Source organism: Aeromonas veronii, from assembly GCA_041319085.1.
Lineage (GTDB): Bacteria > Pseudomonadota > Gammaproteobacteria > Enterobacterales > Aeromonadaceae > Aeromonas > Aeromonas veronii_F.
Genome location: CP101033.1, coordinates 2479856 through 2503093, shown reverse-complemented (window position 1 = coordinate 2503093; position 23238 = coordinate 2479856). Strand labels below are relative to the sequence as shown.

Sequence of the window (23238 nt, the reverse complement as noted above, 5' to 3'; positions counted from 1 at the left end):
CAGCACCATTGCAACAAGCAGGGCCGGTCATCAGACCGGCCCTGCTGTTTTGATAAGTGAAGAGGGGCATATTCAGAGCGTCTTGTAGAAGATAACCGTCGGCGCCAGCTTACCATCGGCTCCGAGCGCAAAGCCCGGGATCTGGCCGGCCTCCTGATAGCCGAGCTGGCGATAGAGCAGGGTGGCCACATCGCCGGCGCGGGTATCCAACACCAGCAAGGAGCGGTCAGCGTCACGGGCGCCTTGCTCCATCGCCTGCATCAGCGCACGACCGACACCTTTGCCTCTCGCCGTTTGCAGTACCATCAGTTTTTCCACATCACCCCGGTGGCGACCGTTGACCTTGCCACAGAGCGCGAGCTGAACGGCCCCCACTATCTGTTGCTGCTCAAGGGCAAGCCACAGCTTTCGGCGGCCTGCCGCCAGATCCGCTTCAACCCCTTGCCAGTAGCGGGCAGCCTCCTCCGTGGTCAGTGGCGGTAAAAAACCGACCGAGGCGCCGCTATCGACACAATCTTGCAGCAGGGTGATGAGCGCGCTTTGGTAGGTTGCTGCGCTATTAACTTCCACAACGTCCATCTGACATCCTTGTCGTTGCATCGTTAAGTGGCTGATTGCCACCGTTGGTTCATGTGAGATACGTACTTATGTTCGCCGCGAGCACGGCTTATCAGCGAATAAGCCCCTGCTCAATCAACCAGGCAAACAGCAGGCGGGAGACGGGGGAGAGCTCATCGAGATGAGTGCTGTCGAGCCAGCGCAGCTCGGCAATTTCTGCCGAGGCGATCGGGGTGCCGCGCGCGTCGCCGGTGTAGCAGCGTAGTCGCACCTCGACCCCTTCCGGTTTGCCGTCGGCCTGGGCGCTGAACTCGCAGGCAAAGTGCAGGGTATCGGGTTTTAGGGTGACGGCTAGCTCCTCGTCAATCTCGCGGATAAGGGCCGCCTCGTCGCTTTCACCCGGTTCCCGCTTGCCGCCTGGGATGTAATAGGTGTCCTTGCCGTGGGAGCGGGCGCAGAGCAGTTGCTGATCTTTAAAGGTGAGCCAGGCGAGTTTGTCGATCATCCGTTACCTCTCCGATGGGGTTGGCGTGCAGAGCCGGGGCGCACTCAAGCGCGCCGCTGTTTTGCATGCGGGCAGCCTAACAAAGATTGAGGTTGAGTCCCAAGGGGAAAGAGGGGAGAGGCTGGAAACGCACTGTTGCCAGCGTGGTGAGCGCGTAGCTGAATGAGTGCGCAATGGCTGTTTCACTACAGCCTTCTCGTCCCTAAAAAGTGGACTGGCGCACACCACGACAGGGTCGGACTGGGCGAAGGCGGGGCCCTTGTGGTTTAATCTTGCCACTTTAGCGGTAGTGGGCGACGGGCCTGCTACCTTGCGTGGGCAAGATGCAGGTGAGCAAGATGCAAGTGACAGCAGAGAGCAAGTTTATCGGACTGGGGGTGGCGGGCAATTTTGCCGGTCATCTGGAGCAGGCGGGCGAAGCGTCGGATTTCGTGGCGGTCGTGGTGCGTGACACCACCGCGCCCAAGGCGCTGTTCCCCTTCTTCGTGCCGGGCCACCCGGGTCAGCTCGGGGTATTCCCGTTGAGCGACAAGGCGATCTTCCTGCCGGAGGCGGCGGTCAGCGGTGACGAGAAGGTGCAGATCGAGCCGGAAGTGGCGCTCTGGTGCGAGCTGGTGTATGCCGACAAGCAGGTGGTGGCGATCCATCCCCGCGCCTTTGGCGCCTATAACGACTGCTCCATCCGTCGTCCCAACGCCAAGAAGATCAGCGAGAAGAAGAACTGGGGTGAAGAGAGCAAGGGGTTGGCGGCCAACCTGCTGCCGCTCTCCGGTTTTGCCGCCGGTTGCGAGCTCGATGACTATCGCATCGCCTGCTATCTGGAGCGCGATGGCGAGCTGCACGCTTACGGGGTAGACAGCGCCGCCATCGATTACAGCTACTTCCACGGTCAGCTGATCGACTGGGCCATCGACAAGTTCAACCATCAGCAGGACGAGGGGCCGGCGGAGCACATTCAAGGGTTGCTGGCGCAGGCGGGCCATCCCCCCCTTGCGCTGATAAGTATCGGTGCCACCCGCTATACCCCGTTTGGCGAGACCCACTTCCTCAAACCGGGTGACACCTCCTGCGTGGTGGTTTACCCGGGCAGCCGTTATAGCGAAGCGGATATCCGCGAAGCGATCCGCAGCCGCAACTTTGGCGCCGATGTGTCGGTGTTGCTGCAGGCGGTGCAGGCTCGCTAATCACCGTTGCCAGCGGAGCATGCCATTGGTCAGAGCAAGCCCTATCCGGGCGCTGGCGCCGATCTAAGCGTTCCCTTAGGTGACATATCCTTAACGAACGGGGGGGCGTCTGCCATCCCCCGTTTTTTGATCTTGTTACTTGCTGGCGACCTTGCTCACCACCTTGATCAGCTGATAGCGCAGAGAGGACGCATCGGCCGGCACATTGGTGCGCTGCTCCTTGCTGACAGTGAGCTGGTAGCGGTGGCCCGGCTCGAACTGGAAGCCTTCAATATTCTGGTAGAACAGCGTCCAGGGCTGCTGCTCATCGCTGCGAACCTGCATGCACTGCATCGGGCCAACCCCCACGCAATCGACCAGCTGGCTGTTGATATAGAGGGTCTCCCCCTGTGACGGGGTGGGGGCGCTCTGGCAGGCGCTCAGCAGCAAGGCTGCGCTGATAAACAGTGGTTTCATGATGGACTCCATCAACGCGAAAGGGGGCATTAGAGCGGCAAACAAAAAGGCGGTCAATGACCGCCTTTGTAACAAACCATATCAGCGCAGTGGTTAGCGCTGTTCGAGCGGGGTGAACTCGCGCAGCGGGTGACCCACGTAAAGTTGGCGCGGACGACCGATCTTGCTGTCAGGGTCTGAGTGGAACTCGTTCCAGTGCGCAATCCAGCCGATGGTACGGGAGATGGCGAAGATCACGGTGAACATGCTCATCGGGATGCCGATTGCCTTCATGATGATGCCGGAGTAGAAGTCCACGTTCGGGTAGAGCTTCTTCTCGACGAAGTAGGGGTCTGAGAGCGCAATGCGCTCCAGCTCCATGGCCACGTCCAGCAGCGGATCCTTGATCTGCAGCTCGGTCAGTACTTCGTGGCAGGTTTCGCGCATCACGGTGGCACGAGGGTCGTGGTTCTTGTAGACCCGGTGACCGAAGCCCATCAGGCGGAACGGATCATTCTTGTCCTTGGCCTTGGCGATGTACTCGGGGATGCGATCCACCGAGCCGATCTCCTCCAGCATGCGCAGGCAGGCTTCGTTGGCCCCACCGTGGGCCGGTCCCCACAGGGAGGCGATCCCGGCGGCGATACAGGCGAACGGGTTGGCACCGGAGGAGCCAGCGAGACGAACGGTGGAGGTGGAGGCGTTTTGCTCGTGATCCGCATGGAGGGTAAATATACGATCCATGGCGCGTTCAACGATGGGGTTGACCTTGTACTCCTCGGTCGGCACGCCAAACATCATGTGCAGGAAGTTGCCTGCATAGGAGAGGGCGTTACGCGGCTGCATGAACGGCTGGCCGATGGAGTACTTGTAACACATAGCGGCCAGGGTCGGCATCTTGGAGAGCAGACGGAAGGCACAGATCTCGCGATGCTGTTCGTTGTTGATGTCGAGGGCATCGTGATAGAAGGCGGAGAGGGCGCTGACCACACCACACATGATGGCCATGGGGTGGGAGTCGCGACGGAAGCCGCGGAAGAAGAACGCGATCTGCTCATGCACCATGGTGTGGCGGGTGACCAGACGTTCGAATTCGGCATATTGCGCCTTGGTGGGCGCCTCGCCGTACAGCAGGATGTAGCAGACTTCCAGATAGGTGGCCTGGGTAGCAAGCTGGGCGATAGGGTAACCCCGGTGCAGCAAGACACCCTGATCCCCGTCAATGTAGGTAATGGCAGATTTGCAAGAACCGGTGGCCATAAAACCGGGGTCAAAGGTGAAATACCCCTGTGATCCCAATTTTCTGACATCGATGACATCCGGGCCGATGGTGCCGGAGAGGATCGGCAGTTCGACCGGATCTTTTCCGGGCAGGTGTAGGGTGGCTATCTTATCAGCCATAGCACGTCTCCTTTGCTCTTTATAATTTGGTTCCAGTCCTACTCTATTACGACTTTTATGACGCTGGCAAAGGTTGTTACCCATACCGAGGTGGCTGGAGCGCCTTATTTGAAACAGAGTTCCTTATCAATGTCAATTTTGCTGAAACCCCATTAATGGCATTAATGAAATGTTAAATTAAATATGCGATCGAGTTTGCGGTTTTGTGTTTTCTTTGTAGCTAATTGATTGTCTTCAGTTAAGGCCGCCGATATACTGCGCCACGTGGGTCATGGCTGCGGGTGTTTGAAACGCTTTGGCAAAGCCTGATGTGAAACCGAAAACTCGATTTTTGGCTTTTTCAGAGTGTTTTGGTAACAAAAAACCAACAATCACCATTCCGTGCCCTCAAGTGTGAGTTAAAACAATAACTAACGTGCTCAATGGAGCTGAGTGGGCAAGCGTGAAAAACAAACAGAGACCGGTCAACCTCGACCTACAGACGATCAGCTTTCCTGTCACTGCCATTGCATCCATCCTGCACCGTGTTTCAGGGGTCATTACCTTTGTAGCACTGGGCATCTTGCTGTGGATGCTTGGTACTTCACTCGCCTCTCCCGAAGGGTTTGAAACCATGGTTGCCATCATGGACAACTTCCTGGTCAAACTCGTGCTGTGGGGGATCCTGACTGCGCTTGCATACCACATTGTGGGCGGCTTGCGTCATCTGGTCATGGATATGGGCTATTGGGAAGAGCTGGAATCCGGCAATCAGAGCGCCCGTGTGGCCTTCGTGATCACCGCGATCCTGGCTGTATTGGCGGGAGTGCTTGTATGGTAACCAATTCTGCAACCTTCGGGCGCAGCGGCGTTCACGATTACATCCTGATCCGCGCCACCGCCCTCATCATGACCTGTTATGTCCTCTATCTGGTGGGCTTTGTCGCGTTTAACGACATCAGCTACGAGGTATGGACTGGCTTCTTCGCCAAAACCTTCACCAAGGTATTCACCCTGCTGACCCTGCTTTGCGTACTGATCCACGCCTGGATTGGTCTGTGGCAGGTACTGACTGACTATATCAAGCCGGTAGGGCTGCGCGGGGCGCTGCAATTTGCCCTGGTTGTGGTGCTGTTTGTCTATCTGATGACGGGTTTCGTCGTGCTGTGGGGTGTGTAAGGTGACTATTCCAACTCGTGAATTTGATGCGGTGGTAATTGGTGCCGGTGGTGCCGGTATGCGCGCCGCGCTGCAGATTGCCCAGTCCGGCAAGAGCTGCGCTCTGTTGTCCAAGGTTTTTCCAACCCGTTCTCACACTGTGTCCGCCCAGGGCGGGATCACGGTTGCGCTGGGCAATGCCCACGATGACAACTGGCAGTGGCACATGTATGACACGGTAAAAGGTTCCGATTACATCGGTGATCAGGAAGCCATCGAGTACATGTGCAAGACCGGCCCCGAGGCCATCTATGAGCTGGAGAACATGGGCTTGCCCTTCTCCCGTTTCGACAACGGTTCTGTCTACCAGCGTCCGTTTGGTGGTCAGTCCAAGAATTTCGGTGGCGAGCAGGCTGCTCGTACCGCCGCGGCCGCCGACCGTACCGGTCACGCCCTGTTGCACACCCTCTATCAGCAGAACGTCAAGAACAAGACCACCGTCTTCTCCGAGTGGTACGCGCTGGATCTGGTGAAAAACCAGGACGGTCACATCGTTGGCTGTACCGCCATCGATATGGAGAGCGGCGAAGTGGTCTACTTCAAGGCTAAGGCCACCGTGCTGGCCACTGGCGGTGCCGGTCGTATCTACCAGTCCACCACCAATGCCCACATCAACACCGGTGACGGTGTCGGCATGGCGCTGCGTGCCGGAGTCGGCGTGCAGGACATGGAGTTCTGGCAGTTCCACCCGACCGGTATCGCCGGGGCCGGGGTGCTGGTGACCGAAGGCTGCCGTGGTGAAGGTGGTTATCTGCTCAATAAAGATGGCGAGCGCTTCATGGAGCGTTATGCCCCCAACGCCAAGGACTTGGCCGGTCGCGACGTGGTGGCTCGCTCCATCATGATCGAGATCCGCGAAGGGCGTGGTTGCGACGGTCCCTGGGGCCCGCACATCAAGCTCAAGCTGGATCACCTCGGCAAAGAGGTGCTGGAATCCCGTCTGCCGGGTATCTGCGAGCTCTCTCGCACCTTCGCCCACGTGGATCCAGTCAAAGAGCCCATCCCGATCATCCCGACTTGCCATTACATGATGGGCGGCGTGCCGACCAACGTGAATGGCCAGTGCCTGGCGCAAGACAAGGATGGCAACGACGTGCCGGTGGTCGGCCTGTTTGCGGTGGGCGAGATTGCCTGCGTCTCGGTGCACGGTGCCAACCGTCTGGGTGGCAACTCGCTGCTGGATCTGGTGGTGTTCGGCCGAGCCGCCGGCATGCATCTGGTCAACACCCTGGGCGAGATGGAGCACGGACGCGCCGCGTCCGACGCTGACATCGATGCCGCCATGGCGCGCTTCAATCGCTGGGAAAATTGCCGTGACGGCGAAGACCCGGTGCAGATCCGCAAGGATCTGCAGCGCTGCATGCAGAACAACTTCTCCGTATTCCGCGAAGGGGATGCGATGGCAGAAGGGCTGGCCGAGTTGAAACTCATTCGCGAGCGCCTTAAACATGCCCGTCTGGATGACACCTCCAAAGAGTTCAACACCCAGCGCATCGAGTGCCTGGAGCTGGACAACCTGATGGAGACGGCGTTTGCCACGGCAGTGGCGGCCAACTTCCGTACCGAGAGTCGCGGTGCTCACAGCCGCTTTGACTTCCCGGATCGCGACGACGAGAGCTGGCTGTGCCACAGCCTCTATCACCCGGACACCGAGTCCATGACCCGTCGCGCTGTCAACATGTCACCCAAGACCCGTGAGGCGTTCCCGCCCAAGGTCCGGACTTACTGATTGCGGAGCCAGCCCTATGAATGTCACATTCTCTGTCTACAGATACAATCCGGATGTTGATAACGTCCCCCATATGAAGGAATATCGTCTTGATATTCCTGAAGGTTCCGACATGATGGTGCTCGATGCACTGATCCAGCTCAAGGAGCTGGATCCCACGCTCGCCTTCCGCCGCTCTTGCCGCGAAGGGGTCTGTGGATCAGACGGTCTCAACATGAATGGCAAGAACGGTCTTGCCTGCATCACCCCGCTCTCCGATCTGCTGAAGAAGGGCAATAACGTCGTTATCCGCCCCTTGCCTGGCCTGCCGGTGATCCGCGATTTGGTGATCGACATGACCCAGTTTTACACCCAGTGGGAGAAGGTCAAACCCTTCCTCATTAATGAGGATAAGTTGCCGCCGGTGCGTGAGCACCTGCAATCCCCCGAAGAGCGCGCCAAGCTTGACGGCCTGTACGAGTGCATTCTCTGTGCCTGCTGCTCCACTTCGTGCCCCTCCTTCTGGTGGAATCCTGACAAGTTCATCGGTCCGGCCGGGCTGCTCGCCGCCTACCGCTGGCTGGCTGACAGCCGCGACACCGCGACCACCGAACGACTGGGAAATCTGGACGACGCATTCAGCGTGTTCCGCTGCCATGGCATCATGAACTGCGTGAACGTCTGTCCGAAAGGCTTGAACCCGACCAAGGCGATTGGTCAGATCAAGTCGATGTTGCTCAATCGGGCTGTTTAGTATCAGGGCCGGCGCCGCGCTGGCCCGACCTCTGGATAGCCATCCCACCCGTGGCAGGATGGCTATTTGACCCCTACAAGCTGCGCAGCAGTAACAAGAAGTACAAGGGATAGAAATGCATAACGGCGTGATGAAGGCCTGGTTGGAGTCATCTCACCTGGCTGGTGCGAATGCAAGCTATATAGAGGATTTGTACGAATCCTTTCTGGAAAATCCTGACTCCGTGTCCGACGAGTGGCGCAGCCTGTTTAGCGAGCTGCCCCAGGTCAATGGCCATGCGGTTGAACAACCCCACTCTCAGGTCCGCGATTATTTCCGTCGTCTGGCCAAGGATCCCTCTCGCTACAGTGCCCCTGTCTCCGATCCGCAAGTGGATGCCAAGCAGGTGCGGGTATTGCAGCTGATCAACGCCTTCCGTTTCCGTGGTCACCAGAATGCCAATCTGGACCCGCTGGGTCTGTGGCAGCGTGAAACCGTTGCCGAACTGGATCCTGCGTTTCACAACCTGCAGGGCGCAGACATGGAGGCCACCTTCAATGTGGGCTCCTACGCCATCGGTCGCGAGACCATGGTGCTCTCCGATATCGTTACCTCGCTGAAAAAGACCTACTGCGGCAGCATAGGTGCCGACTACATGCACCTCACCTCTACGGAAGAGAAGCGCTGGCTGCAACAGCGTCTCGAATCCATTGAAGGGAAGGGGAGCTACACCCTCGAAGAGAAGACCCGTTTCCTCGAGAGCCTGACTGCCGCCGAAGGGCTGGAGAAATATCTGGGCGCCAAGTTCCCGGGGGCCAAGCGCTTCTCGCTGGAAGGTGGCGACGCCATGATCCCCATGCTGAAAGAGTTGATCCGCCGCGCCGGTGAACAGGGCTGCAAAGAGGCTGTTATCGGCATGGCCCACCGCGGCCGCCTCAACGTGCTGATCAACGTGCTGGGCAAGCGCGCTCAGGATCTGTTCGACGAGTTTGCCGGCAAGCATGGCGAATCCTGGGGCACCGGCGATGTGAAGTACCACATGGGCTTCTCCTCCGACTTCGCCACCCCGGGTGGCAACGTGCACCTGGCGCTGGCATTCAACCCGTCGCACCTCGAAATCGTCAACCCTGTGGTCATCGGCTCGGTCCGTGCCCGGATGGATCGTCGCGGTGACAAGGATGGCTCCAGCGTGCTGCCCATCACCATTCACGGTGACTCGGCCATGTCCGGTCAGGGCGTGGTGGCCGAGACCTTCAACATGTCCCAGACCCGTGCCTATGGCGTGGGCGGGACGGTGCGTATCGTCATCAACAACCAGGTCGGTTTCACCACCTCTTACCATCGTGATCTGCGCTCCACCGAATATTGCACCGACATCGCCAAGGCGGTACAGGCGCCGGTGCTGCACGTTAACGGCGATGATCCGGAAGCCGTGGTGCTGGTGACCCAGATTGCGCTGGATTACCGCAACACCTTCAAACGCGACGTGGTGATCGAACTGGTCTGCTACCGTCGTCACGGTCACAACGAGGCGGACGAGCCGAGCGCGACTCAGCCGCTGATGTACCAGAAGATCAAACAGCACCCGACCCCGCGCAAGATCTACGCCGATCAGCTGGTGGCCGAGGGGAGCCTCGCTCAGGAGAGGGCGACCGAGCAGGTCAACGAGTATCGCGAAGCGCTGGATCGCGGCGAGCGGGTGAGCAAGGAGTGGCGGCCAATGGAGCTGCACTCTGTCGACTGGACCCCTTATCTCGGCCACGACTGGAACATGGCCTATGAGAGTGCCGTGCCGATGGATCACCTCAAAGCCCTCGGCGAGCGGGTGAGCCAGTATCCGGCCACCCACGTGCTGCAGCGTCAGGTCGAGAAAATTTACGAAGACCGCCGTCTGATGGCCGCGGGCGAGAAGCTGGTGGATTGGGGTTTTGCCGAGACCCTGGCCTACGCCACCCTGGTGGACAAGGGGTCCCGCATCCGCTTCACCGGTGAAGACTCTGGCCGTGGCACCTTCTTCCATCGCCACGCCGTGCTGCACAGCCAGACCGATGCCAGCACCTACACCCCGCTGTGCAACCTGCACGACGAACAGGGGCCGTTCGAGGTGTACGACTCTGTGCTGACCGAGAACGCGGTTCTGGCCTTTGAATATGGCTACGCCAGCGCCGAGCCGGCTGGCCTCACCATCTGGGAAGCCCAGTTCGGCGACTTCGCCAACTGTGCCCAGGTGGTGGTGGATCAGTTCCTCTCCTCCGGCGAGCAGAAGTGGGGCCGGATGTGCGGTCTGACCATGCTGCTGCCGCACGGTTACGAGGGGCAGGGTCCGGAGCACTCCTCCGCCCGTCTCGAGCGTTATCTGCAGATGTGTGCCCAGCACAACATGCAGGTGTGCGTGCCCTCTACCCCGGCGCAGGTATTCCATATGCTGCGTCGTCAGGTAGTGCGCCCGATGCGCCGTCCGCTGATCGTCATGACGCCCAAATCCCTGCTGCGCCACCCGCTGGCGGTGAGCAAGCTCGACGAACTGGCTGACGGCACCTTCCAGAACGCCATCGGCGAGATCGATGCGCTGGATCCGAAAGCGGTCAAACGCGTGGTGTTCTGCTCCGGCAAGGTTTACTACGACCTGCTCGATGCCCGTCGCAAGGGCGAGCAGCAAGATGTGGCACTGGTGCGAATTGAGCAGCTCTACCCCTTCCCGGAAGAGGAAGTGCGCGCGATTCTGGCCGATTACAGCCATGTCACCGACTTTGTCTGGTGTCAGGAAGAGCCGCAGAACCAGGGCGCCTGGTACTGCACCCGTCACCACTACGATGGTGTGCTGCCCGCCGGAGCCACCCTGCGTTATGCCGGTCGCCCCGCGTCAGCCTCACCGGCCGTCGGCTACATGTCTGTCCACGCCAAGCAGCAAAAAGCCTTGGTGGAAGATGCCCTTACCCTGTAAAGCCTCTGGCATAGAAGTAAAAAGGAACTGATTGGATGACTATCGAAATCAAGGTACCGGATCTGCCGGAATCAGTGGCCGATGCCACTATCGCCACCTGGCACAAAAAACCGGGCGATCTGGTCGCCCGTGACGAAGTGCTGGTCGACATCGAGACCGACAAGGTGGTACTGGAAGTGCCGGCACCGCAAGCCGGTGTGCTGGGGGATATTCTGCAGGGGGAAGGGGCGACCGTGTTGTCCCGTCAACTGATTGCCATCCTCACCGCCGCCCCGGTGGCCGGTGAAGCGACGAAAGAGAAACCGGTTGAAGCGGTTGCCGATGACGGCGGCGAGGCCTTAAGTCCCTCGGTGCGCCGCCTGATTGGCGAGCACGACATCGACGTGGCCAAGCTGACCGGCACCGGCAAGGGCGGTCGCATCACCAAAGAAGATGTGGAAGCCTATATCAAGGCCCTGAGCCAGCCTGCGGCTGCCGTACCGGTCGTCGCTGCCGCGCCTGTGGCCAAGGTTGCCCCGCTGGGTGGTCGCACTGACAAGCGGGTGCCGATGACCCGTCTGCGCAAGCGTATCGCCGAGCGTCTGCTGGAAGCGAAAAATACCACCGCCATGCTGACCACCTTTAATGAGGTCAACATGAAGCCCATCATGGATCTGCGCAAGCAGTACGGCGAGATCTTCGAGAAGAAGCATGGCATCAAGCTCGGCTTTATGTCCTTCTACGTGAAGGCCGTGGTTGAATCCCTCAAGCGCTATCCGGAAGTGAACGCAGCGCTCGATGGCGATGACGTGGTGTACCACAACTACTTCGACGTCAGCATCGCCGTCTCTACCCCCCGTGGTCTGGTGACGCCGGTGCTGCGCGACTGCGACAACATGAGCCTGGCGGACATCGAGAAGGCCATCAAGGATCTGGCGGGTAAGGGCCGTGACGGCAAACTGACCGTGGATGAACTGACTGGCGGCAACTTCACCATCACCAACGGTGGCGTGTTCGGCTCCCTGATGTCTACCCCAATCATCAATCCGCCCCAGAGCGCCATTCTGGGGATGCACAAGATCCAGGATCGCCCGATGGCGGTTGATGGCAAGGTCGAGATCCTGCCGATGATGTACCTGGCACTCTCCTACGATCACCGGATCATCGATGGACGCGAATCGGTAGGCTTCCTGGTCTCCGTCAAGGAGCTCTTGGAAGACCCGACCCGTCTGTTGCTGGACGTCTAAGCCTGTAGCACCCGGGCAAGGGGTTTGCGCCCCGAGCCAGTGTGTTGCCGGGCGTTTAAGCACTGTAATACCCGAGCGATTGAAAGATAACGAGGGGCCGCCCAGGCCCCCATTCACAGGGGATTGAGAAACACCAACCCCGGACGGAAATACCTACAACACGGATAGAGCATCTATGAATCTGCATGAATATCAGGCAAAACAGCTGTTTGCCGAGTATGGCCTGCCGGTCTCCGAAGGTTATGCCTGCGCCACCCCACAAGAAGCGGCCGAAGCGGCTGACAAGATTGGCGGCAACATCTGGGTCGTCAAATGCCAGGTACACGCCGGTGGACGCGGTAAAGCGGGCGGCGTGAAAGTGGCCAAGAGCAAGGATGAGATCCGTGCCTTCGCCCAGAACTGGCTGGGCAAGAATCTGGTGACCTACCAGACTGACTCCAACGGCCAGCCGGTCACCAAGATCCTGGTGGAATCCTGCACCGACATCGCCAAAGAGCTCTACCTGGGCGCCGTGGTTGACCGTGGCTCCCGTCGCGTGGTCTTCATGGCCTCGACCGAAGGTGGCGTGGACATCGAGAAGATCGCCCACGAAACTCCTCATCTGATCCACAAGGCCACCCTGGATCCGCTGGTGGGCCCGCAGCCCTATCAGGCGCGCGAGCTGGCCTTCAAACTGGGTCTGGTCGGCGATCAGATCAAACAGTTCACCAAGATCTTCATGGGTCTGGGTCAGATGTTCCTCGACTGCGACTTCGCGCTGCTGGAGATCAACCCGCTGGTGATCACCGCGCAGGGCAACCTGCACTGCCTGGATGGCAAGATCAACATCGACGCCAACGCGCTGTATCGCCAGCCGAAGCTGCGTGAAATGCACGACCCGTCGCAGGATGACCCCCGCGAAGCGCACGCCGCCCAGTGGGAGCTGAACTATGTGGCCCTCGATGGCAACATCGGCTGCATGGTCAACGGCGCGGGTCTGGCCATGGGCACCATGGACATCGTCAACCTGCACGGCGGCAAGCCGGCCAACTTCCTTGACGTCGGCGGCGGTGCCACCAAGGAGCGCGTGACCGAGGCGTTCAAGATCATCCTCTCCGACAGCAACGTCAAAGCGGTACTGGTCAACATCTTCGGCGGCATCGTGCGCTGCGACATGATCGCGGAAGGCATTATCGGTGCAGTCAAGGAAGTGGGGGTCAAGGTGCCCGTCGTGGTGCGTCTGGAAGGCAACAATGCCGAGCTGGGTGGTATCAAGCTGGCCGAGAGCGGCCTCAACATCATTGCGGCCAAGAGTCTGACCGATGCCGCGCAGCAAGTCGTCAACGCAGCGGAGGCCAACTGATGAGCGTATTGATTAACAAGGAAACCCGAGTCATCTGCCAGGGCTTCACCGGCGGTCAGGGTACTTTCCACTCCGAGCAGGCGCTCTCCTACGGCACCCAGCTGGTGGGCGGCGTCTCCCCGGGCAAGGGCGGCACCACCCATCTGGGCCTGCCGGTGTTCAACACTGTCCGTGACGCAGTTGAAGCGACCGGCGCCACCGCCTCCGTCATCTATGTGCCAGCACCGTTCTGCAAGGATGCCATCCTGGAAGCGATCGATGCGGGCATCAAGCTGATCGTCACCATCACCGAAGGCATCCCGACCCTGGATATGCTGGACGTCAAAGTGAAGCTGCAAGAGACCGGCGTGCGGATGATCGGTCCCAACTGCCCGGGTGTGATCACCCCGGGTGAGTGCAAGATCGGCATCATGCCGGGCCACATTCACAAACCGGGCAAGGTGGGCATTGTCTCCCGCTCCGGCACCTTGACCTACGAAGCGGTCAAGCAGACCACTGACGAGGGCTTTGGCCAGTCCACCTGCGTCGGTATCGGTGGCGACCCCATCCCGGGCTCCAACTTTATCGACATTCTGGAGATGTTCCAGAACGACCCGCAGACCGAAGCGATCGTGATGATCGGCGAGATCGGTGGCAACGCCGAGGAAGACGCGGCCGCCTATATCAAGGCCCACGTCACCAAGCCGGTGGTCTCCTATATCGCAGGTGTTACCGCGCCTCCCGGCAAGCGGATGGGCCACGCTGGCGCCATCATCTCCGGCGGCAAGGGTACCGCCGCCGAGAAGTTTGCCGCGCTGGAAGATGCTGGCGTGAAAACCGTCCGCTCGCTGGCCGATATCGGCAAGGCCCTGCGCGAAGTGACCGGCTGGTAATTCCTGTTAGCCCGTTATCTCTAATAAAAGTGCCGCCCGATGGGCCAATGCTGTTCACTTAAGCGGAGCCGCATTGCGATCTACCGGAAAGCGGGTCTTTGATATCTTCACCGCCCTGGGTCTCGATGGCCTGGGGCGTTTTTCTATGAACATGACGCCTATGCTCCCCCGCAACTCCGCCAACCTCCGTGGGGTATGGGCTGGCGATATCGCGCCCGCCATCACTGCCATCTGGTTCGCGATGAACTGACAGGCAAACTTGAAGCTCACCTCATTGGGCGCTCGCTGATGAGCTACGGCGGCCTGGCTCGCCTCCCGCCTGACCAGATTGTATCCAAGCAGCAAACCCCACAGTTCCTGATAAACCAAGTCCACTTTCTTGCTTCTCAGTGTGATGGCGTTGTGCTGCATCGCGCTTTTGATATCCCGGTATCCCAACTCGATTTCCCAGCGCTCGTGGTACAGGGTCGCCACCTGCGCTGCGCTGAATCGGGTTACGGGCAGGGAGGTAAAGACCGTTTTCTCCTTGCCTGCCACCTCGTAGGTCACTGCGCGAACTTGCCAGTGCGTCGGCAACGCCGGGTTTTTCTTGCGTGCCTGAGGCGAGACCGTCATTTGCAACAGACGGTCACCGTCGCCATAGCGCTCCAGTTCCGTGTATACCAGCCCCTTGCGTTCTGGGATGAGCCAGTGACGGTCGGTGTCTTCGGCCTGAATTCGTAGCAACAGGTCGGCACCGAAGAAACCTTTATCCAGCAGGGTCACCGACTTGTCCGGCAATGAGTGAATGAACTCACTGGCCAGGGGGATTTCCCCTTTGCGATACGGGCTGATGGCCGCGTTGGCAATGACATGCGAGCGGACATTCATCAGCGTGACCAGCCGCAGCATTGGATAGGGTGTCTGCCGGTTGGTTGACGTGTTACCCGAACCGAAATGCGCCCTGAGTTCAGGCATATCCTGGGTACGAAACAGGGCTCCATCGATGGCAAAGACCTGTAAACCGTGCCACTGGTCTTCAGGATAACGTTCCCGTCCCCACACATCGGCACACTGCTTGAACAGCCACTCGAGCGGCTGTTTGCCGAGTCGCTGACGGGCTTGAGACAGGGCACTGTCCGCGAGCAAGGCGTCATTGGCCAACCCGTCTGCACAGATATTGAGGCGCCGAGCGACCTCGGAGATGGGCTCATTACGGAAAAAGGCCATCCCCACGACGAGCCACAAGACCATATCAGAAGGTAAGCGGCGTCGGCGGATAGTGGCCTTTTCAGACAAGGCGGCAGCGGCAGTAATCCATTCGTCGGGAATATGGTCGGCAAAAATTGCCAGCCGAGCCAGCATGTCGCCAGATGTCTCAACAACATCGCTCAGGTCGTTTGCAATAGACATAAAAAAATCCGGAACCAGTGATTGGTTCCGGATTGTCCTACAGCAGAAGGATCGGTCAATGGATCCTTAACTGATCAGCATTGCGCCCAATGGGCGGCTTTTTATTATGATTCAGGTTCTTAATTGATCGCGTACGTCCGAATACGCTTCGCTATTCCGGCGCTCGCCATCGAGTAGTTGCTGCCACAGCGCAATGGCCTGACTGTAGCGACCATGCAGAAAGTGATCGGAGGCGAGCAGCATCAGGGCGCTCACTTCCCCCGCGTCCTGCTTGAGGACACTCTCCAGCAGGCGGGTTGCCTCGGGAGTCAGCTGCTGGCCTGCCTGATAGTAGAGCACGGTGGCTTGGGCGGCCTGGGTCGCTGCACTGGCGCCCCCCTCCAGCAGGGCGAGACGCTGGTAGGCGAGCAGGGCGTTGTCGTACTCGTTTCGATAGAGATAGAGCTGGCCGAGCGCCGCCCAGCTGTCGAGGTCGGGGGGACTGCGCTGAAGCTTCTGATGCAGACTCCCCAGCTCCTTGTCCTGCAGAGCCCGCGGGCTCAATCCCCGCCAGCGGATCGGGACGCGACTGATAAGTCCGCCACGCCTCATAGCGGCCGCAGCTCAGATACACAGCGGCAACGGCCGCGATGGCCATGTTGGCTGGCCAGTTGCGCGCGCAGGGTCAGCCCCGCTGCCGAGAAGTTTGCCGCGCTGAAAGATGCTGGCGTGAAAACCGTCCGGTCGCTTGCCGATATCGGCAAGGCCCTGCGCGAAGTGACCGGCTGGTAATTTCTGTCAGACCGTGCTCGCTAATAAAAACAATGCCAGTCAGTTAAGCCTGACTGGCATTGTTTTTATTGGTTTTTTACACCGGTACTTTTACACAGGTACTGTGGTGGCCTTGGCTGCACGCAGCGAGGGGATCGCTTTATCGAGGTCGTAGGTTGGTGCTGAACGACGTGAAGCCCAATATTTGCAGCGAACAGGGTCGTCGGTCTTATTAGCAGATGCCCCGTAAACCCTAGCCCAATCGGGCGGGGATATAAGGGGAGCTAATCTGATGCGTTTGCGAGCCCGCCTATGTCTTCAGTGTCTCGATAGTCGCGCCTGCCGCACGTCAGCAGCGGTTGTTGATTTCACTGGCACGCGCTATAACTGTGCTTATATACAGCCTGTGTTTTTAATCATGAAAAGAGCCACGAAAGTACGCATCTACCCTACCGATGAACAGGCGGCATTCTTGAATGCCCAGTTCGGCGCAGTGCGGTTCGCGTACAACAAAGCCCTTCATATTCAGCGGCACATGTTCCAGCGCCACGGGGTTTCACTGAAACCCAAACGCGACTTGAAACCCCTGCTCGCCGTGGCAAAAAAATCGCGCAAATACAGCTGGCTGAAAGAGTACGATTCACAAGCCTTACAGCAGGCGGTGATCAACCTGGATAAGGCATTCGCCAATTTTTTCAACCCCAAGCTCAAGGCCAGGATGCCCATCTTCAAGAGCAAGAGAGGCAGGCAATCGAGCTACCACCCCAATGGCAAAGTGCTGACCGATGCCATCCTGTTACCGAAGATGACGCCCATCCGAGCTGTCATTCACCGAGATATTATCGGCGTGGTATCCAGCATCACGGTCAGTCGTGGCCCGACAGGAAAATACTATGCATCCATCCTTTGCGATGATGGCTGTGAGGTTCCCGCCAAGCCCTCCCTCATCACAGAGGTGACAGGCTATGATATGGGGCTGTCCCACTACCTCATTGCGTCGAGTGGCAAAAAGATGGCCAACCCGCGTCATCTTATCAACGCCAGTTGCAATCTGCGGCGAAAGCAAAAAGCACTGTCTCGCAAGAAAAAAGGCAGTGCCAATCGTAGTAAGGCCAAATTACAGCTGGCCGCCCTGCACGAGCGGGTAGCCCATGCTCGCGCTGATTTTCAGCACAAACTCTCTCGCACGATAGTTGACGATAACCAAGCGATCATCGTGGAGACGCTTAAAACAACCAATATGATGAAAAACCACAAGCTGGCCCGCGCCATTGGCGATGCTGGCTGGCATGGTTTTATCATGAAGCTGGAGTACAAAGCACAAGCGGCGGGCCGCCACCTAATCAAACTCGATCAGTGGTTTGCCAGCTCTAAACCATGTAGTGAGTGCGGCCACAAGATGTCGGAGATGCCACTTCACCAACGACAGTGGGTATGTCCAGCGTGTGGGGCAGAGCATGACCGCGACATCAACGCGGCCATAAACATTCGACAGCAAGGAATATTGGAATTAAAAGCGGCGGGGCTCGTCGTTTCTGCCCATGGAGGCCAGCGTAAATCCGTCAATCTGACGGTAGCGGCCTAAGAAGTGGGAAGCCTCGCCGCTTGCGGCGGGGAGCAGTCACCGCTGCGTCATCAGACGTTCGCGAACAACGGTTGCCGCCATTATGCTGGTAATCCATCTGGGCGTTGTCACGGAGCTTGCGGTGTGGCCGATGACGCCGCGATCAGCGTGGCGTGCAGGACGTCGAGTGCCTGATCGATAGGTATAAAAAAATCCGAAACCCATAAACAGGTTTCGGATTTTTACACCTCAGGAGGCTCGGTCAGCTGATCCTTAACAGATCGGTATCACAGCCCGAAGCACAGCCTGAAGGTTGCCTTTTTCACAATCTGAATCGCTTGCCTATCAGGCAGCGGCTTTCAGCTGTACGGCGGCGGCTTTCTTGTGATCGCCGATCGGCATGATGGTGCGGCCGAACTGCTCGTTGATCACGGTGGCCATGGCCAGGTAGATGGCGCTGGCGCCACAAATGATGCCTTCAAAACCGGCGATGGTGCCGATCAGGGCACTGCCGGTGAAGTCACGGGCGGCCAGCAGGAAGAACAGCACGGTCAGGGAGGCGAACACGAACTGCTTCACGCGCGGGTAGTTGACGGTGCCAACCAGCATGAAAAGGGTGAACATGCCCCACATCAGCAGATACCAACCCATGTAGGCGTGCGGAGTGGCTTCGGCCAGACCCATGGTCGGCATGACCAGCAGGAACACCAGACTCCACCAGAAGGTGCCGTAGGAGATAAAGGCGGTCACACCGAAGGTGTTGCCACGCTTGAACTCCATGATGCCGGCGATAATCTGGGCCAGACCACCGTAGCACAGGCCCATGGCCAGGATCATGGCGCTGATGGGGAAGAAACCTGCGTTATGGATGTTCAGCAGGATGGTGGTCATACCGAAACCCATCAGACCCAGAGGGGCAGGGTTGGCCAATTTTTCGCTCACGTGGCGTTCTCCAAAAATAGAGGTGGGGTTAACAAAAGACGCGCGATTTTAGGCAGGCTGTGGCGTGCCCGCAAGGGGGCAAGGGAGATAAATAGTAAAAAAACTACGTGATTATTTACATAAGAGGCCAAATGCTCACCAAAGCAGGCTGTTTGGTGAGCAAAAGGTGCAAAATAGTTGAGGAGTTGTATTTTAATTACTCTTTTTGCGAAGTGCGCCTGTGTTACTGATCCAGCGTCAGGATCACTTTGGCTTCCTTGTCCTCTTCCTTGACCTGGCTGTCGAGCACGAACAGCCGCTCCGGGGCGATCCCCTGGCTGTCGACCAGAAACTCTTTGGTATTTTGCGCCCGGCGCATGGCGAGATTGCGCAGGGATTTGGCGGTGATGAGCTGCTGATCCCGCAGCAGGATCACTGCCTGGGCCCGCAGTGCCGCGCTATCTTCATCCAGATGGAGACGATCGGCGAGATCTTCCAGATCTTCGCCAAAGCGCTCTTCATAGGCCTGGGCCAGTGCCTGTTGCAGGGCGGGGTCCTGTTCCAGCAGGTCGAGATCCGCCTGATTACCGGTCAGTTTGGCCAGTACCCGCTCCAGCTTTTGCCGTTGCAGGATGGGGCGCTCATCGTTGAAGTTGACCTTGCCGCGGATGTTCATGCTGAGCTTGGGCCTGTCCTTGAGGGCCTGCGCCAGCTTGATCAGTTTATCCTGCTGGGTGGGGGTGAGATCGGGATCCCCCGGCAGGAAGGGGAGTTCATCGAGATCGTCGGTGCCATCGGCCAGCGAGGTGAGCAGGGAGAAGGGGGAGGTGATCGCCTTGCTCAGGGTGTTGCCCAGCACATCCCAGAAGATATTGCCGATGCTGAAGTCCGGTTGATCGAGATCGCCCTTCACCTTGAGGTTCATCTGTATCACTCCGTTGGCATCGCTCAGCAGGGCGATGGCCAGCCCCAGCGGTAGATCCTTTGCCTGGTCGCTCTTGATCTTCTCACCCAGTTGCAGCTTCTTGATGGTGATGTCGTTATCCCCCTCCAGCCGGTTGCCCTCCAGCTTGTAGTGCAGTTTCATGGAGAGCTGGCCCTTGTCGATGGCATAACCGGCGTAGGTGCCCGAGTAGGGGGTGAAGGTGGTGAGCTCCAGATTGTTGAAGGCCACCGCGATGTCGAGGATCGGGTTGGCCACCAGCAGATTGGTGCCGCCGCGAATGGTCACTGGTGCATAGCGATCCACCTTGCCGTTGAAGGCGAGATCGGACCGTTGCCCCGGAATATTGCTGATATGACGGCTCTGGCCACCCAGCGAGGCGATATCGGCCACAAAATCCTGACTCAGGCTGCGATCGGCAAAGCGCAAGTTACCCTGCTCGGTACGCAGCTGATCGATGGTGAAACGAAAGTCTGGGCCCTTGCGACCTGTCGCCGCTTGAGTACTTTTGGCCGTTGTCGGTTGCGGTAACAGCAGCTGTTGCAGGTTGGTGGTGCCATCCTCGTTGATCTCGATGCGGGCGAAGGGCTTGTTCAGGGCAATATCCTTGATCCGCATCTGCTGGCCGATGCCGTCGTACGTCAGCCCTGTGAGAGCCAGGGTGTTGAACTCCAGCAGCCGCTGATTGTCTGCCCGATCGACCACCTTGAGCCCGTTGACATCGAGCCCCCCTTGCAGGGTCAGCTTGCTTAACTCCCCTTGGGGTGTAGTGGCGAGATCAAGTCTGGTCTTGCTGCTCAACAGCCCGTTTTGCACCTTGATACGCACCAGATCGGCCAGATAGGGCTGTGCCAGCGTCAGGGGCAGCCCCTGCTGGTTGATGTCGCCGCTAAGGGTGAAGGGGCTCAGGGTCAGTTGGCCATCAAAGGCGAGGGGGCTGCTCTGGTTGAAGTGGGTGGCCAGAGTCAGTTTGCTCGGTTGCTCCCCCTTGCTGCCCAGTGGCCCCAACGCCAGCGTGAGGCCGGAGAGTTGGCGTGCCAGCGGTTTGCCGCTGCTCGATTCGGTGAGGGTGAGATCGCCCTTGTCGATGGCGATCTGCTTGATCTGCCACTGCCAGGGTTTGTCTGCCGCGTGTTTCTTGGTGTTACCGGCTGCCTTTGCTTGTTGTGCCGACTTGGGCGGCACATTGTTGGCCACCTCGTTTGCGGCGTTGGCCCCTTGCTTGGCGGGGGCCTGTTCAATCAGCAAGTCAGCCAGATCCAGCTGCTGCTGCGCGTTGAGGGTGGCCTTGAGCAGGGGTTGCTGCAGGGTCACCTTACCGATCTGGAGTGACTGTTTCTGGCCATCGACCGCCAATTCGCTCAGGGCCAGCTGACCGAAGCGGGCAAACTCGTCGCCCTTGTGTTTTTTAAGCTGCCAGTTGTCCAGCGTCAGCTTGCCTTTGGACAATTGCCACTGCACCCCTTGCTTGCCCTCTTTAAGCTGGTACTCCGCCTCTGCATTGGCGTGGCCCTTGGCCAGATCCAGCTTGAGGTAGGGGGCCCAGAGCGGGGCAAAGGGTTTCAGCTCGACCTGCTTGAGGCTCACCTTGCCCTGACCCATGCCGCTCATCACATCGAGTTTGCCGTGGGCGGCGAGGCTACTGTGGCCGTTGATGGCGGCGCTCAGTTGATAGGCGCTCGGGTGGTTGGCCTCTGTACGCAGGTTATCGAGCTTGAGGGTCACTTTTTCCAGATTGAGGGGCGGCAACCAGCCGGGTTCGCGCTCCTTGCGTTGATCCTGATAGCGCACATGCCCGTCAGTGACAGCGATGCTGGCAATATCGACCAGCAGTGGGGCGCTCGCCGTCTCGGGCTCGGGGGAGGGCGCAGGGGCAAGCACGGTGGCCAGCGCATCGGTCAGATTGAGTCGAATGTCCCCTTTTTTGTCTGCCAGACGTTGCAGCAGCACCACGGGTTTGGTCAGGGTGACGGCGGAAAGCACGACCCCTTTCTGTTGCCAGCTGGCTTGCAGGTCGGGGCTGATAAAGAGCTGCTCAAAACGGATGATGGGCTGCTGCTTGGCATCGAGCAGAGCGGTCGCGCCGAGAGTAAGAGAAGGGTTGCGCAGTCCTACGTCAATCTCCCCCAGCGTCAGCTGCAGGCCGTAGTGTTCGGCCAGCCAGCCGGGCAGATAGCGCTGGATCAGACGGGGGGTCTGCCACAGCAGCAGGGTGATCAGGATAAGAAGCAGCAGGAAAGCGTAGGCAAGGTAGCGCAGCAAGCGGAACTTGGGGGACGCAGGCTCGGTGGTGTTCATTTGGTGCACTCCCATTTGGTTACCGCCATGGTACAGAAAAGCTGGATAATCATCATGGGGTTGCGTGCTGTAGTACGCCGTACTTTGTCCAAAGGCGATCCAGTTCCCCGTTTTGTTGCAGCGCCGCCAGCCACTGTTCCAACTGGGCTGGGGTAATGGGGGCCGCAGGGTGGATAATGGCGCGGTGCTGATACTGTTGATCCCATTTTTGCGAGATCAGCAGTTGGTCGGCTGTGTCGGGATGGGTCAGCAGATACTGATTAAGGTATGAGACGTTGATAATGGCCACCTCGCCACGCCCTTTGAGCAGGGCTTGCAGGGCACTGACATTGTCTTTGACCAGGGTGATATTGAGTTTGCGCTGCAGGTAGACGGGATCGGCATTGAACTGGCCAACGCCGTAGTGATAGCCGATCACCCCGATGAGATGATGGCTGGCCGGATCGTCAAAAAAGCGCTGATCCCGGCCCGCTTTCCGCAGGGCTACATAGACCTCGCCACCGCCGAGAAAGGGGGCTGTCATCTTCAACTTGTCGGTTTGCCAGCCCCATTTGCTGTCTTCAAACAGCATCAGCGAGAAACGGCCCAGATCGAGTGCCTTGTAGCGGTTGGCGGCCGAGGTGGGGACAAAGACGAATTTTACCTCTTGCTGGATCTGGTTGAGCTTGGCGATGAGATCCAGCGTCAATCCTTCATAGTGGGAATCGGAGAGTTTGACCACGAACGGAGCATAAGGATAACCGCCGACCTTGATAAGGGGGTGGCTCCAACCAGAGAGGCTGAACAAGATCAAAAACCAGCACCAATATTTCATGGGATCACCAAGGCAATAGCATGCTCCCAGATTCGGTTAATCTGCGTCGGTTTTCAAGCTGTTAAGGGAATTTACGCAGCGCTGTTCGGCCGCCGCCAGCTCGGCCATCACCATCTGGATATCTTCCAGTTGCTGGTGCAGCACACCGCGTTTTGCCTCGATCAGCTGGATCATCGAGTGGAGCTGGGTTTTACTCGACCGGTCGGTGTCATACATCTCGAACAGCTCGCGGATCTCGGCCAGGCTAAACCCCAGTCGTTTGCCGCGCAGGGTCAACTTGAGCCGGATCTTGTCCCGGTGGCTGTAGATGCGAGTTTGTCCCTCCCGCTGCGGGGTGAGCAGCCCCTCATCCTCATAGTAACGGATGGTGCGCGGCGTGACATCGAACTCGTGGGCCAGCTCCGAAATGCTGTAGGTGATCTCCTTGCCGGGCAGGGGGGTACGGGACATG

20 protein-coding genes and 2 pseudogenes are annotated in these 23238 nt (G+C 58.8%); 11 read left to right on the top strand and 11 right to left on the bottom strand.

The window, feature by feature from the left end:
- Positions 1–72 precede the first annotated feature (72 nt).
- Both NMD14_11870 and NMD14_11865 read right to left on the bottom strand, forming a co-directional pair.
- Positions 73–579: a GNAT family N-acetyltransferase gene (locus NMD14_11870; GenBank protein ID XEI31486.1), complete on the bottom strand. Its 507-nt coding sequence runs from the start codon at positions 577–579 to the stop codon at positions 73–75.
- 91 nt (positions 580–670) lie between these two features.
- On the bottom strand, positions 671–1063 hold the full coding sequence (locus NMD14_11865) for an NUDIX domain-containing protein (GenBank protein XEI31485.1): 393 nt from the start codon (positions 1061–1063) through the stop codon (positions 671–673).
- Positions 1064–1401: 338 nt separating this feature from the next.
- Between NMD14_11865 and NMD14_11860 the strand changes: the two genes are divergently transcribed.
- Positions 1402–2247 (top strand): DUF5718 family protein, encoded by an 846-nt coding sequence (locus tag NMD14_11860; protein ID XEI31484.1) that lies wholly within the window; start codon positions 1402–1404, stop codon positions 2245–2247.
- A 135-nt stretch (positions 2248–2382) separates the two neighbouring features.
- On the opposite strand, the gene NMD14_11855 is transcribed toward NMD14_11860, so the two are convergent.
- From NMD14_11855 to NMD14_11845, 3 genes are all read right to left on the bottom strand, one after another.
- Positions 2383–2703 (bottom strand): DUF4377 domain-containing protein, encoded by a 321-nt coding sequence (locus NMD14_11855; protein XEI31483.1) that lies wholly within the window; start codon positions 2701–2703, stop codon positions 2383–2385.
- A gap of 93 nt (positions 2704–2796) precedes the next feature.
- Positions 2797–4083 carry a citrate synthase gene (locus NMD14_11850; protein XEI31482.1) on the bottom strand — a complete coding sequence of 429 codons (1287 nt, stop codon included), beginning with the start codon at positions 4081–4083 and terminating at the stop codon, positions 2797–2799.
- 234 nt (positions 4084–4317) lie between these two features.
- Positions 4318–4461, bottom strand: a complete 144-nt coding sequence (locus NMD14_11845; protein ID XEI31481.1) for a hypothetical protein — start codon at positions 4459–4461, stop codon at positions 4318–4320.
- 64 nt (positions 4462–4525) lie between these two features.
- Here NMD14_11845 and sdhC point away from each other — a divergent pair, with 64 nt between their 5' ends.
- The 8 genes from sdhC to sucD all read left to right on the top strand — a co-directional run bounded on the left by sdhC (position 4526) and on the right by sucD (position 14105).
- Positions 4526–4903, top strand: a complete 378-nt coding sequence (gene sdhC, locus NMD14_11840; protein ID XEI31480.1) for a succinate dehydrogenase cytochrome b556 subunit — start codon at positions 4526–4528, stop codon at positions 4901–4903.
- A complete protein-coding gene (sdhD, locus tag NMD14_11835; protein ID XEI31479.1) occupies positions 4897–5241 on the top strand; it encodes a succinate dehydrogenase, hydrophobic membrane anchor protein in 345 nt (114 codons plus the stop codon). Before sdhC ends, sdhD begins: the two co-directional genes overlap by 7 nt.
- A gap of 1 nt (position 5242) precedes the next feature.
- The gene (sdhA, locus tag NMD14_11830) at positions 5243–7009 is read left to right on the top strand and encodes a succinate dehydrogenase flavoprotein subunit (protein XEI31478.1); all 1767 of its coding nucleotides are present in this window, start codon (positions 5243–5245) and stop codon (positions 7007–7009) included.
- 16 nt (positions 7010–7025) lie between these two features.
- Positions 7026–7742 carry a succinate dehydrogenase iron-sulfur subunit gene (locus NMD14_11825; GenBank protein XEI31477.1) on the top strand — a complete coding sequence of 239 codons (717 nt, stop codon included), beginning with the start codon at positions 7026–7028 and terminating at the stop codon, positions 7740–7742.
- A gap of 115 nt (positions 7743–7857) precedes the next feature.
- A complete protein-coding gene (sucA, locus tag NMD14_11820; GenBank protein ID XEI31476.1) occupies positions 7858–10665 on the top strand; it encodes a 2-oxoglutarate dehydrogenase E1 component in 2808 nt (935 codons plus the stop codon).
- Between the two features lie 35 nt (positions 10666–10700).
- Positions 10701–11891, top strand: a complete 1191-nt coding sequence (odhB, locus tag NMD14_11815; GenBank protein ID XEI31475.1) for a 2-oxoglutarate dehydrogenase complex dihydrolipoyllysine-residue succinyltransferase — start codon at positions 10701–10703, stop codon at positions 11889–11891.
- A 175-nt stretch (positions 11892–12066) separates the two neighbouring features.
- Positions 12067–13233, top strand: a complete 1167-nt coding sequence (gene sucC, locus NMD14_11810) for an ADP-forming succinate--CoA ligase subunit beta (protein XEI31474.1) — start codon at positions 12067–12069, stop codon at positions 13231–13233.
- The gene (sucD, locus tag NMD14_11805; protein XEI31473.1) at positions 13233–14105 is read left to right on the top strand and encodes a succinate--CoA ligase subunit alpha; all 873 of its coding nucleotides are present in this window, start codon (positions 13233–13235) and stop codon (positions 14103–14105) included. Before sucC ends, sucD begins: the two co-directional genes overlap by 1 nt.
- Before the next feature lie 54 nt (positions 14106–14159).
- Here sucD and NMD14_11800 read toward each other — a convergent pair whose 3' ends face one another.
- Both NMD14_11800 and NMD14_11795 read right to left on the bottom strand, forming a co-directional pair.
- The gene (locus tag NMD14_11800) at positions 14160–15497 is read right to left on the bottom strand and encodes an IS4 family transposase (protein XEI31472.1); all 1338 of its coding nucleotides are present in this window, start codon (positions 15495–15497) and stop codon (positions 14160–14162) included.
- Positions 15498–15608: 111 nt separating this feature from the next.
- Positions 15609–16095: pseudogene (locus NMD14_11795) on the bottom strand (heme lyase NrfEFG subunit NrfF).
- A gap of 74 nt (positions 16096–16169) precedes the next feature.
- Between NMD14_11795 and NMD14_11790 the strand changes: the two are divergent.
- Both NMD14_11790 and NMD14_11785 read left to right on the top strand, forming a co-directional pair.
- Positions 16170–16268: pseudogene (locus NMD14_11790) on the top strand (succinate--CoA ligase subunit alpha).
- Between the two features lie 397 nt (positions 16269–16665).
- Complete coding sequence (locus NMD14_11785; protein XEI31471.1) at positions 16666–17832, top strand: transposase; 1167 nt, start codon at positions 16666–16668, stop codon at positions 17830–17832.
- Between the two features lie 324 nt (positions 17833–18156).
- Here the strand turns inward: NMD14_11785 and NMD14_11780 are convergent, their stop codons facing one another.
- From NMD14_11780 to NMD14_11765, 4 genes are all read right to left on the bottom strand, one after another.
- Positions 18157–18753, bottom strand: a complete 597-nt coding sequence (locus NMD14_11780; GenBank protein ID XEI31470.1) for an acetate uptake transporter — start codon at positions 18751–18753, stop codon at positions 18157–18159.
- A 223-nt stretch (positions 18754–18976) separates the two neighbouring features.
- A complete protein-coding gene (locus NMD14_11775; GenBank protein ID XEI31469.1) occupies positions 18977–21973 on the bottom strand; it encodes a DUF748 domain-containing protein in 2997 nt (998 codons plus the stop codon).
- Positions 21974–22025: 52 nt separating this feature from the next.
- Positions 22026–22787 (bottom strand): transporter substrate-binding domain-containing protein, encoded by a 762-nt coding sequence (locus NMD14_11770; protein XEI31468.1) that lies wholly within the window; start codon positions 22785–22787, stop codon positions 22026–22028.
- Positions 22788–22823: 36 nt separating this feature from the next.
- A complete protein-coding gene (locus tag NMD14_11765) occupies positions 22824–23237 on the bottom strand; it encodes a MerR family DNA-binding transcriptional regulator (GenBank protein XEI31467.1) in 414 nt (137 codons plus the stop codon).
- Position 23238: the final 1 nt, after the last annotated feature.

What these genes read in the sequence shown, in the direction of transcription:
- NMD14_11870 (XEI31486.1), bottom strand. Translation starts at nt 579, where the DNA reads ATGGACGTTGTGGAAGTTAATAGCGCAGCAACCTACCAAAGCGCGCTC.
- NMD14_11865 (XEI31485.1), bottom strand. Translation starts at nt 1,063, where the DNA reads ATGATCGACAAACTCGCCTGGCTCACCTTTAAAGATCAGCAACTGCTC.
- NMD14_11860 (XEI31484.1), top strand. Translation starts at nt 1,402, where the DNA reads ATGCAAGTGACAGCAGAGAGCAAGTTTATCGGACTGGGGGTGGCGGGC.
- NMD14_11855 (XEI31483.1), bottom strand. Translation starts at nt 2,703, where the DNA reads ATGAAACCACTGTTTATCAGCGCAGCCTTGCTGCTGAGCGCCTGCCAG.
- NMD14_11850 (XEI31482.1), bottom strand. Translation starts at nt 4,083, where the DNA reads ATGGCTGATAAGATAGCCACCCTACACCTGCCCGGAAAAGATCCGGTC.
- NMD14_11845 (XEI31481.1), bottom strand. Translation starts at nt 4,461, where the DNA reads ATGGTGATTGTTGGTTTTTTGTTACCAAAACACTCTGAAAAAGCCAAA.
- sdhD (XEI31479.1), top strand. Translation starts at nt 4,897, where the DNA reads ATGGTAACCAATTCTGCAACCTTCGGGCGCAGCGGCGTTCACGATTAC.
- NMD14_11825 (XEI31477.1), top strand. Translation starts at nt 7,026, where the DNA reads ATGAATGTCACATTCTCTGTCTACAGATACAATCCGGATGTTGATAAC.
- sucA (XEI31476.1), top strand. Translation starts at nt 7,858, where the DNA reads ATGCATAACGGCGTGATGAAGGCCTGGTTGGAGTCATCTCACCTGGCT.
- odhB (XEI31475.1), top strand. Translation starts at nt 10,701, where the DNA reads ATGACTATCGAAATCAAGGTACCGGATCTGCCGGAATCAGTGGCCGAT.
- sucC (XEI31474.1), top strand. Translation starts at nt 12,067, where the DNA reads ATGAATCTGCATGAATATCAGGCAAAACAGCTGTTTGCCGAGTATGGC.
- sucD (XEI31473.1), top strand. Translation starts at nt 13,233, where the DNA reads ATGAGCGTATTGATTAACAAGGAAACCCGAGTCATCTGCCAGGGCTTC.
- NMD14_11800 (XEI31472.1), bottom strand. Translation starts at nt 15,497, where the DNA reads ATGTCTATTGCAAACGACCTGAGCGATGTTGTTGAGACATCTGGCGAC.
- NMD14_11785 (XEI31471.1), top strand. Translation starts at nt 16,666, where the DNA reads ATGAAAAGAGCCACGAAAGTACGCATCTACCCTACCGATGAACAGGCG.
- NMD14_11775 (XEI31469.1), bottom strand. Translation starts at nt 21,973, where the DNA reads ATGAACACCACCGAGCCTGCGTCCCCCAAGTTCCGCTTGCTGCGCTAC.
- NMD14_11770 (XEI31468.1), bottom strand. Translation starts at nt 22,787, where the DNA reads ATGAAATATTGGTGCTGGTTTTTGATCTTGTTCAGCCTCTCTGGTTGG.
- NMD14_11765 (XEI31467.1), bottom strand. Translation starts at nt 23,237, where the DNA reads ATGTCCCGTACCCCCCTGCCCGGCAAGGAGATCACCTACAGCATTTCG.